The organism is Dyadobacter psychrotolerans (assembly GCF_004349265.1).
Taxonomy (GTDB): Bacteria; Bacteroidota; Bacteroidia; order Cytophagales; family Spirosomataceae; genus Dyadobacter; species Dyadobacter psychrotolerans.
In genome coordinates, this window is the sequence record NZ_SMFL01000011.1 from 128,732 (window position 1) to 141,794 (window position 13,063).

A 13,063-nucleotide genomic window follows, 5' to 3' on the forward strand; every position below is an offset into this window, starting at 1 on the left:
ATGACCGAAAACTGCAATTACAGTCTAAGTATTGAAAGCATTCATCCCACTTCATCCAAACACAAATTCATTTATGAAAAAGGACGACACACTATGGAAGGGTATTTTGGAAAATCTGTTTGAAGACTTTCTGCGCTTTTTCTTCGAAAAGTCGGATGAATTATTTGACATTGAAAAAGGTTTTGAGTTTCTGGACAAAGAGCTGGAACAGCTGTTTCCGGGAAATGAAGGAACTGCCCCAAAATTCGTTGTTAAGCTTGTGAAAGTTTTTACAAAAGCAGGCGGCGAACAATGGATTTAAGTTCAGGGTTATAGGGACAAGAATTTTGGTAAACGTATGTTTACCTATTTTTACCGCATTCTGGACAGGTACAATAAGCCTGTAACCACCATTGCCATTTTTACAGATGTTAATAAGAATTTTCACCCAAATATATATGAGTACGAGTATCTGGGTACTCATAACATTTTTCGTTTTAATACTTATCAAATTGCAGATCAGGACGAAAAGTTACTCAAAGTAAATCCTAATCCGTTTGCCGTGGTCGTATTGACAGTGCTGCTCGCCTTAAAAAAGAAGGAATTGAACGACGAAGGTTTATATGAATTGAAGTATTCGTTGGCTAAAAATCTGCTCTCCCGAAAAATTTCAAGAAGAAAAATCGACGATTTACTCATCTTTTTACAGCGTTATGTAAGATTTGCAGATTCAGGATATAATGTTAAATTTGATAATGAAATAGAAGTACTTACCAGCAAACAAAGAACAATGGGCATTAGGGAACAGGTGTTGGAAATGGCTAAAATGGAAGGCCTGGCAGAAGGGAAGACGGAGGTAGTCAAAAATCTTCTTACTTCAAACAGATTTACGATTGCAGAAATATCCAATTTTGCCGGTGTCTCTGAGGTATTTGTTGCGGAGGTTAAAAAAGCTTTGAAAAAATCTCTTAAATAAGCCTGTTTCGGAAATCCCGGTGGTATTCTCTTGGCGACTTTCCCATGGTTTTTTTGAATACCCGGTTGAAGTTGGTTACGTTATCAAAACCGGTTTGGTAAGATACATCTGAAAAACTATCAAATTTTCCTGAAACAATCATTTTACAGGCTTCATTAACCCGCAATTCGTTTAGAAAACTGACGAAGGTTTTATCTGTATGTTTTTTGAAGTATCTGCAAAATGCCTGCGGAGTCAGGTTCGCGATTTCTGAGATTTCATTGAGTGAAATGTGATTTTTATAATTCGCCACCAGATGCTGAAAAATCTGGTCCATCCTGATACCTTCAACTTCTGAAATCATTTGTTCGCTGTTGTTTGTAGCGAGCGGTTTCATATTTCGAACAGTGGCAAATTGATGAAGCAAGGTGATAAAGGACGCAACCCGCAAACTGTCCTTATTTTGCATTACTTCGGATATTGTCTTTTTAATGACTTCTGCAGAGGCGTACGGAATCTGAAATCCGTTGTGCAGGCCATCCACAAATTTTCTCACACCGTTCATTTCCGGCATGTTCAGGATGTTGCCCATCAAATGGGTGGGATTAAAGAAGATCGACACGGAGTGAATCTGTTTTTTCTCTTCCGGATCAAAGTAAGCCTCGTCATTTTTGAAAATATGAGACTGGTTAGCGCCGATAATGTAGACGTCACCCGACTCAAAACGCTGCATGTAATTTCCGGCAATCAGGATTCCCGTGCCTTCGATAACCCATTCAATCTGCACTTCCCGATGTCTGTGCAAGTGATTGTAGTAGTACGGAAGAATATCTTCCTGGACGACAATGGTCTTTTCTTTGGAAACGGGAATGGTGAATTGTACAACTTTCATGCAGGCTGGAAAACGGAATTCGATTGGTATGCAGATGTTTTAATTGTCAATTTAGTAAAAATGTAGAAGTTAATATTCTGTTTGAACCAGAATACCCCTTTATTTATAGTTTTGCAAAAAATGTTCATTTTCCTGATATTTGATAATGAACATTTAAAGATGTCTTTACCTAAAATAAAATTTGACGGTTATGGATGTGCAAGATCGGGTTATTCGGAATATTTGGATTGATTGACGATGAATCGTTTCTCGCAGATTTAGAGATAATAAGAGCTAATTTACAAGATGGGGGTAATGACGTATATAATCTGACCTCACAAATGTATTATTCACTGGATGAGGCAGATGAAGATATTAGGACCGGACGTGTTTCTCCCCATGATCAGCTAATGTTCGAAATGAAAGAATTGGTAAACGAAAAGCAACACGGGGAAAAGTAACATACCCGTCATTTCAAAAACGGCCACTCACTCTCGTCCCAGCTTAATTCCTCAACACGCAATTTTGATCGTCCTTTGTCTTTGGCATCGTATCCATGGAAAATAAGATAATCTTTGCCGTCAAACGTGCAGACTGCGTTGTGCCCGACTCCGTGCCAGTTGGCATTACCTTGCAGCAATAATGTTCCCCCGCCTTTAGTCATCATTGTTCCCTCTTTATCTTCATACGGTCCTGAAAGTTTTTCAGAACGGCCTACGCGCATTTTGTAAGTACTGTTTATTCCTTTGCAGCAATAGTCGTAAGAGGCAAAAAGATAATAAAAATCTTTCTTTTTAAAGATAAACGGTGCCTCAATTGCTCCGTTTCCGGCTGTTTGGTCGGCGTTACTTCTCGGTACGCTTGCAATGGTAAACCACTGCTGAGGGTCAGTGGCAATTGTTTTCCCTTCATCGGTTAACCTGACCAGTTTTAAACCATTCCAGAATGATCCAAAGGCGAGCCATGGTTTTTGCTTTTCGTCCAAAATGAAATTAGGATCTATTGCATTCCATTCATCTCTTCCCGGCACCGACTCGATCACTTTTCCGTGATCTGTCCACAAATAATCCGGACTGCCTGTTTGAAGTGTTTTATTGGTTGCCAGTCCGATACAGGAGCCATTTTTTCCAAACGTGGAAATGGAATAATATAAATAGTACAGCCCGTTATGAAAAGAAATATCCGGAGCCCAGATATGTCCTTTAAAACCAGGAACCGCTTTTACTGCCCATTCGGGAGGACTGCTGAAAACCGGATTTTCGCGCTTCCAGTTTTTCATGTCTTTTGAAGACCAGAAGCTGATACCGCGTCCTGTAGCAAAAAGGTAGTATGTTCCGTCCTGCCTGGTCATAACCGGGTCGTGAACGGAAATGTTTGTTTGCAATGAATCCTGAGCACCGGCAAATCCGGCGCTCAGGATAAAAATGAAAAGAAAAGCAATTTGCTTTGCCATTTTTTATTTCAATTGAATTTTCTGGGGAGCTCCGAAAAGCATTTCGCCAACGCCGGAAGTCTTTACACCAATTCGCGCATACACATAATCCCGGCCTGCAAGAGCTGCGGATAAGGTTGCTGTCAATGTGATTGGTTTGGTAAGATCAGTGATGGTTGTTCCCAGCTGCTGAACATTTCCTCCGTTGTTGTTTGGGTCCAGGATATTGGTTGTTCCCACATATAAGTTTACCCTTTCCAGTACACCGGTAGCCTCAACCTTCTGTAATGTAAAAGTGGCAGAAACTTTACCTTCTCCTTTTGAGTAAGTGTCGTTTTTAAACACAAAATAAGGCCTCACCGGAACATCCAGTTCTTTTGTTCCACGAAGTTCAACATCTATTGTATCGGTGTTGTTTACCCACGGACCATTTCCGCGAAGACGTACCAGTTTATAGTTTCCATCAAAAAGTGAAGCTGAAAAAGTGCCGTCCTGATTGATAAAAACAGGAATTTTGGTAAACAACTGATAGCCGCGCTGCCAGATTTCGAGCTGCACACCATTGGACCGAACACCGAGCGTTTGTCCTTCGTACACAATACGGCCTTTTAAAAATGATTTAGGTTCAGGCCGGTTATCTTTTTCACAGGATGACATAATCGCTGAAAATGCCAGGAAAATTAATGAGATATTGAATTTATATGTCGCTTTCATGATTCTGAATTAATGGAATGGATTACGAACGATTTTAGGATTGTTATCGATCACGATCTGTTCGATTGAGGAATAGTAATTGCCCATTTGGAAAAACCTTGGAGCACGGAAACGTGGAGCAACCAACTTATCAAAAACATACTTTCCATGTGTTTCATGGCCCGGACGAACTACGCGATATGGATACAAAGCATAAATTACGGCATCAGGATTGGACGCATTGCCGTTCCATACTTCGTGTGCAATTCTCCATCTTTTCAAATCCCAAACCCGGTGATCTTCAAAGGCAAGTTCAACTCTGCGTTCGTTTTGAAGGCGATCGATTGTAAGCGCTTTAAGGCTGCCGGCACCAAAACCTGCTCTTTCGCGCACCACATTTACGTATTTTAACGCATCAGCAGTTTTACCCAGTTCCAGAGCAGCCTCACTGGCATTCAGATAAATTTCACCAAGACGGAAACGGATCCACCACATATCGCTGCGAATACCGCGTGTGCTTGACATGGCTGTTTGATCCACATATTTTCTTAGATAAAAGCCTGAATTGGTGACTTCTGTTTGTGAACGCTGGGGGCCTGAAGAGCCGGTTAATAATCCGCCATCTTCGTAATTAGATCCTAAAACATTGGATTCCACGTTTTGAAAAGCACTGGTAGTTGCGTTCCAAAGCTTCACACCCGCCTGTATCTGCACAGGAATTCCTCGGAACGAAGTGCCGGGAAAGATTACAGTTCCGTATAAACGGGCGTCTTTATTGGCAAAAATATCCTGCGGGTTGGTATAGTAAACATAATCTGTGTTAGCCGCATTTCTGTTTTTCAATTCTCCCGAAGTTCCGTCCAGATACTCGTAATCTTCAACCAGGTTGAGCGATGGCGTGATCGACGATGATGACAGGTTATCTTCTCTTACATTCCGGGCGATGTTGTCATAAGTAAAACCATGTCTTTTATCCTTACTTACCAGAAAATCCTGAGCCAGGATAACTTCCCGGTTTGCTGATTTTTTGGTGATCGCATCATAAAAATTCTCACCCAGGTTTGGATTGGTTTTGTAAAGCTGATAAACACCGCTGTTGATGATTTCCTCCGAAGCCGCAAGTGCCTTGGTGTAATAATCCGTTGCCCTTGAAGCCGGAATACCTACTTCTCCGCCTGGTGTCGAGATAGGAGAAGCCATCCTACCGTTGTATTTTGCAATGGATCCTGCGTAAAGCATTGCACGGCTTTTCAAAGCCATTGCTGTATACTTGTTTGCGCGCGTGTTGCTGGTTCCATTCCCAAGCTGATCTTTAATTGCATCCAGTTCGGTGGCGATGAAATCATACACTTCGGATTCTTTATTGCGTGGCTGCTGAAGGTAGGATGGGTTGCCATTGAAATCATAGATCAACTGTTTGGTTACCAGCGGCACACCACCCATTCTTTTTACCAGTTCAAAGTAAACAAAGGCTCTGAGGAATCTCAATTCAGCCGAGAACTGGCTTTTTTGCGTAGCTGACAGTGATGTTCCAAATGTTTCGATGTTCTCAATAGCCAGGTTTATATCCCTGATCAAAGTATAATCCCAAAGCCTCCATCGGTCGAAAGGATAAGACACGATGTTGTTCCGGCCATCGTCGTTGTTCGACCACATCGCTTCATCATAAGCTGCAAATTCAGCCCAGCCTGTGGTGAGTGACGTATGAGCAGGAAGGCGATCGTAATAGTTGGCAAGCAAGCCTGTGATCAGTTTGGAGTCGTTCCAGATCTGTTCTTCCAGAATAATGTTCTGCGGCTTTCTGTCAAGCCATTCTTCTGCACATCCCGAAAGAACCAGGATAGTGAAGATTAAAATGATATGTTTTGATAATCTTGTCATGTCTGAGAAATTAGAAAGTGATGTTGAAACCTGCGTTGAACAGACGTTGCTGCGGGTAAACCAATGCGTTGCCGGAAGAAATTTCAGGATCGATTCCGTATTTTTTTACATTATCAATCGAGAATAAATTACTTGCATTTACATAAATACGAAGTCCGCTGCTGCCCAGTTTTTTAAAGATCTTTTGGTCAAAGTTGTAACCCAGCTCAATGTTACGAAGACGGATGTACCTTACGTTGGTAATCCAGAAGTCACTTTTACGGAAATTGACATGACTGGAATTGTCCTTACGTATAGCTGGGTAAGTTCCCGCAATCCAGGCGCTGTTCGGGTCGTATGGATCAGCACGGTGCCAGCGGTCTTCCAGCATGAAGTCAGGTGAAGTTCCATTATTCTGATACGGAATTTTCAACTCCCAGTTCCGTTGAAAACTTTGAAGTGATGCCCCGGCAAAATCAAAGAATAAAGAAAAACCTTTGTACGCCACGCTGCCGTTGAATGCAAAACTCAGGTATGGGTTGGCGCCTTCTGCATAACCGATCGGACGCTCGTCCAGGTAATTGATGATGCCGTCCTGATTTACATCTTTGTAAATAAAATCACCCGGAAGCTGTGTTCTGTTTCCCTGTTCGTCATTGTTGATCGGGTGGCTTTCAATTTCCTGCATAGACTGGAACTGGCCAACTACCTGATAACCCCAGTTGATATTTCCCCAGCGGTCTACGTACGAATCGCGGTATTCGTTGTAGGAGTTTCCAAAACGCGGTTTGTAAAAATCAAGATCCTTACGACGTGACAAAGTTGCGTTTGCACTAACTGTGTAATCAACCTGGCCGACTGAGCTTTTGTAGGTAAGCACCCCTTCCATACCACGATGTGTATCGCTGTTCAGGTTTTCGTTTGGTAAAGAATAACCTACTTCTGACGGAAGCAAAACGTCATAACGCGCCGCAGGAAGACCTTCTCTTTTTCTCTCAAAAATATCAAACTGACCATTCAATTTTCCTCCTAAAAAACCGAAGTCGATCCCAAGGTTGGTTGAAATGTTGGTGATCCAGGATAGTGTTGTAATAGGTAAACCTCTCGGGCGAACACCAATGTTATAAGTCCCGTCAAAAATGGCGCTTCCCTGAAGAAAGTTGTAACCTGGCAAATAACTAAATGGCGCTACAAGAAAAGCATCATTAGCCAGACGGTCGCTACCGGTACGTCCGTAAGAGGCACGGATTTTCAGGTTGCTGAAAATATTTTCCATTTTTCCTCCGAAAAATGTTTCCTCCGAAATCCGCCATCCGGCTGAAACACCCGGGAAGAATCCGAATCGTTTACCCGGAGCATAAAGAAAAGATCCGTCATACCGTCCAACACCTTCAATCAGATATTTTTGTTTGTAGTTGTAATTAACCCTTCCGATATAACCCGCACGGGCTTCTGTACTCCATTCGTCAATCAAAATATCCTGGTTTGCAAATGACATCAGCGGAATATAGTTATTTGGCGGCACGGTGTGTACAACCATGTAGGTATTCACATTATCCGATTGCTCATAAGCAGCAACCGCAGATATTTCGTGGTCACCAAATGTTTTGTTGTAGCTCAGCTGGAATTGGGCAAAACGATCAATTACGTTACGTTTGCGACGCTCTCTCCAGGGATTCTGGTTTCCTCCTCCGGCAACTACATTGTAAGTATCTTTTGCTGCATCGTAGGTATAAGCGTCGTAAGTATATTCAAAACCGTCGAAGTCGAAATTGCGGTACTGATAAGAGTAAGTTCCCTTTGCCTTTAAACCAAATGCGAAGTCGTATTCAGCATAAAAGTTGCCCTTTACAACACGGTCAATTTCGTCAATATAACCTGTGATTTCTTTTTTGTAAGTAGCCGGATTTACGTTCACGTTATGTGTCTGGTTGATGTATTTCGGATTGTCGTTTGCATACGGGCGTTCCGTAGGCCACATCGTGAAAATACTCAGGAACGGATTGAAATAGTCATCCAGTCCGGGAACACCTGTTTGTTGACGGTCTTCAATACGGGCGCTGATCTGTGCGCCGACTTTTAACCTTTTTGTAACACTGGATTCAATATTCGCCTGAACATTGGTTCTTCTGAATTTAAAATCCTCTATCAACGCGTCCTGGTTCAAATGACCCACCGACAGGAAGTAATTGATCTTTTCAGTTCCTCCGGACACATTGGCATTGACAGAATACTGCGGCACATTCGGCCGCATCACCATTTTGTAGTAGTCAAAACTCTGATATCCTTTTTCTGTTCCTGCTTTCCATTTTTCGAGTTCAGCCGGTGCAATGGAAGGAGTACGTCCCTGGTTCACGTCCGATTCAACAAGGCCGCGCATGTGCTGATAGGCATTTGCAGGTTTTGGGTAACGTGTAAAGTTTTGCAGACCGTAATATCCTGAAATATTAATTTTGGCAGGACCATCGCCCGCTTTTCCTCTTTTCGTTGTAACGAGCACAACACCATTGGCAGCACGCAAACCGTAAATAGCGGCAGATGCATCTTTCAGGATCGATATGCTTTCAATATCGTTTTGTCCAAGGTTGTTAAAGTTACCTGCATCCGAGGGTACACCATCGATGACATACAGCGGTGTTCCCAAATTCCGGATCTGGATGGTAGTGGAAGCTCCCGGGCGTGCATCTGCTTTACGGGCAGTGATACCCTGAACCCGTCCTACAAGCGCATCTGAAGTTCCGATAGCCGGTGTTCGTATCAGATCTTTTGCCTGAACATTACTAACTGCACCGGTGACAGTAGCGGAGGATTGTGTACCATAACCTACTACTACCACCTCTGTCAGATCTTCGCTGCTCGGTACCATCGTTACGTCAAAAGTGGTTCTGTTTCCGATTGGCAAATCCTGAGAAGTATAACCAATAAAGGAAAAGGTCACGATTTCGGCAGCATCATTTACGATAAGGGAGAAGGACCCATCGGAATTTGTTGTGGTTCCCGTTGTACTGCCTTTTACAACCACACTTACCCCCGGAAGAGGCGTTTTCTTTTCATCTACAATTTTACCTGTTAAAGTTTTGTCAACAGTTCTGATAAACTCAATATTGGATGATTTTGAGTTTGTTACGGCCGCGCTTAGTTCCTGGGGCATGAGCCATCCTGATACCACGAAGGCACAAAGAGGTCTGCAAAGTCCCTGGAAGGGATTTCGTCTAATTGGGTTCATATGTTTAAAATTTGGTTAGATGGTGATCGTTAAATTAGTTTTAGTTTAATTGTTTAATTATAAAAAATATAGTTTTAATTATATTTAAATTTAGGCAAAAAAAGACGTGTCAAGCGGGTTGGTACCGGCTTTCAAGGACTTGGAAGAAAACTTATGTTCAGATCAGTAAGTAATGATTTTTTAACTCACTGATCTGAACGCATTACACTAAACGTATCTGATTACTTTTTTTTGACTGTTTTCATTGGCATAAGCATGTTTTTAAACCAACACTTCACTTACTGTTTTACAACTTTCATAACCCCGGTCATTAATCTCCAATGGCCTGGGAACGTACAAACGAACGGGTAATCTCCGGTTTGGTCAGGTACTACAAATCTTAGTTTGAAAGTCTGTCCAGGATTTACCAATGGCGTCGCAGCGATGATCTGCGGAATATTTGGAACATAGTTTTTCTCGGCACCGTCTTTTGCAGTAATCATTTTGTCGGCTGCTGCACCGATGATCGGAGTAGTTTTTGGTTTACCAACAACAATGTTGTGCTGCATAGCGTCTGGATTTTCGAATACGATTTCAACTGTTTTACCAGCTACTGCGGTAAATTCAGTAACGTCGAATTTCATTTCCTCACGAATGGCTTTAATCTTAACAATCTGAATATTCGGATCAACAGGAGCTTCATCTTTTACTCCATAAGATTCAAGAAGTGAAGTGAACCTTGCACTAAGATCTTCCGGAATTTCATTTTTGATCGAAGTTAGCAATGTTTTGTTTGCTTCCGTCGGCGCTTCTTTCCTGCGTGGATTCCATGCGCCAAGAACACCTTTCATCACGGCGTTACGTCCCTGAGGATCCAGTGATTGGGCCGTTTTGATAAGACCAATCACCTCGTCACCTTTTGCAAACGAAGTGTAACCGCGTGTTGCGCGTTCCAATGCAAAATCAGACAGACGATCCAGACGACGAACTTCAAAGCTTTTGGTTAATGTATTGTTACGGTTATCGTCCTTTTCAGGAACCACATTATCCTGGTCAATTGTAGCAGTAACATTTACTTTACCTGCCTCGTCGGAAGTAAAGTTGAACGTACTTCTCCACGGACCATTGTTACCTTCAGTCAGTTTAATGGTTTCACCCGGAGCAATACCATTGTTAAGCTGCTTGCTGATGTAGTTGCTGTTCAAAGAACGGCTTCTGATACCAACACTCACAACAGGTACAAGGTCCTTAGGCACTGCCACACTTCCCTGGTTAGTAATTTCAATCGTTACCCGTGCATTTTCGCGAACATAAGGTGTAACAGGATCAATCGTGATATTTGTGATGGCAAGTTCAGCAGTTCCCTGTACGGTTACTTTACCTGCTGCATCTCCGTGGTTCATTTTGGAATGATCCATACCAGCCATTGATTTAGCATCCTGTTTTGCACCCGCAGGAGCAGATCCGGCTTTACTTGCGCGCTGTGCAAGGTACTTTTGAAGCAACTTGCCATTCTGAGCGTTAAGAACAGCGGCAAATGCATCCGGCATCCAGCGGTCGTCAGCCTGTGCGTAAGTATCAAGCAATGACAGGATTGCTGTTTCTGTTTCGGGAGTGTAAGTAATTTCTGATAAAGCAAGCAAAGTGTTCAGCACAACAAGCGGTTCTTTGTCATGCAGCGCATCGGCAGTCAGTAAAGACTTGGCGGTAGAAGCAGTTCTAGGTAAAACCTGAACAGCAGTTTTGCGGACATCGTTGGATGGATGTTTCAAAGCCTCTGTCACAACTGCCAGAACCTGCGGATCTTCAATTGCGCCTAGTCCCTGTAAAGTCCAAAGTGCATGAATAACGGCGGTATTTAAACCAACCTCATCCACAGATTTATCTTTTGCAATTTCAACCAGTTTTGAAACAACATCTTTATTGCCACGCTCCACAAGTAATCTCTGTGCGTGACTTCTCCATAACATGTTTGTGTTTTTCAAAGTAGCAACCAATTCATCAGGACGGGATTTGCTCAGTGAAACTGGCTTGTATGCAGGTGCACCTTTGTATGCAATGCGGTACAAACGTCCGTGAGTGAAATCTCTCAATGGAGTCTCATAAGCATTTCCCTTTCCATTGTCAGCTCCTTTTGGAGTAGGGTTGTGCTGAATGATATAGCTATACCAGTCTGCAACCCAAACAGCTCCATCCGGGCCTACCTCTGCAAAAACAGGAGCAACCCATTCGTCAGCACCAGCCAGAAGGTTAAAACCAAGTTTATCTTCAAAGTCAGTGCCTTTTTTATCCATAATATTCTGGTGAAGAATATGTCCGGTTGGCTCTGAAACAAAGGCAATCTTATTCCAGTATTTCTTCGGATAGGCGCGGGCCGTATAGAAATTGTGACCTGCTGCTGCGGTGAAACCACCGAATACGTCAACCTGGCGCACTTTTTCAGTAATCGGCTGCATGTCCTTATGCGTATCTGTGCTGCGGCCTCCGTTGTCAACTCTGCTTTCGCCAAAGTAACGGTTAGGAATGGCACTGTACCAGCCATGCGAATTGTTTGCAGTTGATCCGAAAAGATCTCCTGCTTCGTTGAAACCAAGTCCCCAGGTATTGTTTGAAGTTCTGGTGACGATTTCCATATCAGTTCCATCCGGTTTGAAACGGAATAGCGCCTGGCCGAAATTCAGAGAATCGCTCTGAGGTAATTTACCTTTGAAACCTGAATAACCTACTGATCCGTAGACCCAGTTATCAAATCCATAATGCAGGTTAGATGGTCCTGCATGGGTATCTCCTGTTCCAAATCCGCTGAAAAGAATCTTTTTAACATCAGCTTTGTCATCACCGTTGGTATCCTGCAAAAACAACATGTGTGGTGCCTGCGAAACAATAAGTCCTCCGTTTGCAAAAACAAGTCCGGTTGGAATACTCAAATCATCCGAGAATTTGGTGAATTTGTCTGCTTTTCCGTCTTTATCAGTGTCTTCGCAAATCAAAATATAGTCACTTCCGCCGGTGTCTTTACGCTCGTTCGGATAATCTTTGGTGATCAGAACAAATAACCTTCCGCGCTCATCCCATGTCATGGCAATCGGGTGCATTACATCCGGTTCATGCGCAAAAACGTCCAGGGTAAAATCAACCGGGATCTGAATGTGTTTTACTGACTCTTCCGGCGAAAGCGGTAATTGCTGCAATTGAGCACCAGGGCGCTGTTCGTAGTTAGGAAGTTTCGCTTCACGGTATTCAAAAGGTTTGGGATTTAGACCGGCCAAAGCTTTTTTTGCATCGTCATTAACCGCCCAAAGGATTCCTTTTTCCAAAAGATCCTGAAACCCACGTGTACCCCAGGTACGTTCGTCATGACCATAAGCAGTATAAAATACGCGTCCTTTTCCATGCGTACGAACCCATGTATAAGGCTCATTTGCACGGCCAGGCTTGTCTTTTTCCTGATCTGCCTGAACAAGACGTTCAGTTAAAATGATGTTATCTGGCTGCAATAATTTGTGCAGGTAAGTTTCATCAACCGTTTTGAATGGTTTGACACCGGCGATTGCAGGATGATCAGGTTTTGACCAAACCGGCTGGATTGTATCCCAGGTATGTCTCCAGAACTGGCCACCGATCAATTTCACAACTTCCGGGTTGTTGCGGAAGCAGTATGAGGCGCAGTGTACTGGAATAAATCCCTTTCCGCTGGCTACGAAATCAAGCAGTGCTGTTGCCTGCTGAGGCGCAATAGAATCCCAGTTGGCAAAAAGCATCAGGGCATCGTACTTAGCCAGAGTTTCCGGATTAAGATCTTCCAGATCGTCGGTGTAAGTAAAGTTGAAACCTTTTGGTCCCAAAGCAGCCATAATCTGAGGAACGCGCTCTGCTGGTTTGTGATGGCCCACTTTATCTCCCATAAAAAGGATTTCGAGCCGGCGCGGCTTTGTTGCGTCTTTAGAAGATCCGCTTTTGACAGATGCATTCTGAGAGGACGGCTGAACGGCACAGCCCAAAAGGACAATACCAAACAGAAAGGATAATACTTTGGTTTTCATTTAATTATAAAAAATGTTTCGTCTG

9 protein-coding genes are annotated in these 13,063 nt (G+C 43.0%); 3 read left to right on the top strand and 6 right to left on the bottom strand.

What is annotated here, in order from left to right:
• The first annotated feature begins 73 nt into the window (after nt 1-73).
• Both E0F88_RS24690 and E0F88_RS24695 read left to right on the top strand, forming a co-directional pair.
• On the top strand, nt 74-301 hold the full coding sequence (locus tag E0F88_RS24690; RefSeq protein ID WP_131960960.1) for a hypothetical protein: 228 nt from the start codon (nt 74-76) through the stop codon (nt 299-301).
• A gap of 36 nt (nt 302-337) precedes the next feature.
• Entirely contained in the window at nt 338-955 is a 618-nt protein-coding gene (locus E0F88_RS24695; RefSeq protein WP_131960961.1) for a hypothetical protein, read from the top strand.
• On the opposite strand, the gene E0F88_RS24700 is transcribed toward E0F88_RS24695, so the two are convergent.
• Nucleotides 948-1,826: an AraC family transcriptional regulator gene (locus E0F88_RS24700; protein WP_131960962.1), complete on the bottom strand. Its 879-nt coding sequence runs from the start codon at nt 1,824-1,826 to the stop codon at nt 948-950. The genes E0F88_RS24695 and E0F88_RS24700 overlap by 8 nt on opposite strands.
• 194 nt (nt 1,827-2,020) lie before the next feature.
• Between E0F88_RS24700 and E0F88_RS24705 the strand changes: the two genes are divergently transcribed.
• Complete coding sequence (locus E0F88_RS24705; protein ID WP_131960963.1) at nt 2,021-2,266, top strand: hypothetical protein; 246 nt, start codon at nt 2,021-2,023, stop codon at nt 2,264-2,266.
• Nucleotides 2,267-2,274: 8 nt separating this feature from the next.
• Here E0F88_RS24705 and E0F88_RS24710 read toward each other — a convergent pair whose 3' ends face one another.
• The 5 genes from E0F88_RS24710 to E0F88_RS24730 form a co-directional block, all read right to left on the bottom strand.
• Entirely contained in the window at nt 2,275-3,258 is a 984-nt protein-coding gene (locus E0F88_RS24710) for an arabinan endo-1,5-alpha-L-arabinosidase (protein WP_131960964.1), read from the bottom strand.
• 3 nt (nt 3,259-3,261) lie between these two features.
• Nucleotides 3,262-3,951 (bottom strand): DUF3823 domain-containing protein, encoded by a 690-nt coding sequence (locus E0F88_RS24715; protein ID WP_131960965.1) that lies wholly within the window; start codon nt 3,949-3,951, stop codon nt 3,262-3,264.
• Nucleotides 3,952-3,960: 9 nt separating this feature from the next.
• Complete coding sequence (locus tag E0F88_RS24720; RefSeq protein ID WP_131960966.1) at nt 3,961-5,811, bottom strand: RagB/SusD family nutrient uptake outer membrane protein; 1,851 nt, start codon at nt 5,809-5,811, stop codon at nt 3,961-3,963.
• 10 nt (nt 5,812-5,821) lie between these two features.
• Nucleotides 5,822-9,016: a SusC/RagA family TonB-linked outer membrane protein gene (locus E0F88_RS24725; protein ID WP_131960967.1), complete on the bottom strand. Its 3,195-nt coding sequence runs from the start codon at nt 9,014-9,016 to the stop codon at nt 5,822-5,824.
• Nucleotides 9,017-9,294: 278 nt separating this feature from the next.
• Complete coding sequence (locus tag E0F88_RS24730) at nt 9,295-13,038, bottom strand: PVC-type heme-binding CxxCH protein (RefSeq protein ID WP_131960968.1); 3,744 nt, start codon at nt 13,036-13,038, stop codon at nt 9,295-9,297.
• Nucleotides 13,039-13,063: the final 25 nt, after the last annotated feature.